The organism is Bartonella sp. AA86SXKL, from assembly GCF_042196885.1.
Genome location: NZ_JBHIRE010000339.1, coordinates 1 through 368 on the forward strand (window position 1 = coordinate 1; position 368 = coordinate 368).

At 39.4% G+C, this 368-nt stretch carries 1 protein-coding gene; it reads left to right on the forward strand.

Annotated elements, in window-relative coordinates; all coding sequences use genetic code 11:
• The coding region (locus tag ACFIO5_RS11890; RefSeq protein ID WP_375705520.1) for a DUF1214 domain-containing protein at positions 1-368 on the forward strand (368 nt) is incomplete at both ends.

Consider the following 368-nt stretch of genomic DNA (forward strand, 5'->3'; position numbering starts at 1 on the left):
GCTGCCAAGCGAGGTGATATTTCAATTGGGCGCACTGAAGGACTTATTTTTCAAATTTGGAAAGATAACCACGGACGTCCACTAAAACCCAATTGCCATTACTTACTTAAAGGCCACATCCCTGAAACACACCTCTTTACGCTTTATACAGCTGATAGATCACTCAAACCATACACTTCATCCAAGGAAATACCTTTCGAACTCTACACAAACAATATTATCTATGAAAATGATGGCTCATTACGCATTAATATTTCGCCAACACCGCAAAGTGGTAATTGGCTTGCAACGGTTAGTCAAAAAGAATTCGGACTTATTCTTACTCTATATGACACCCCAATTATCTCTGCAACAGCATTGCAAAAGCT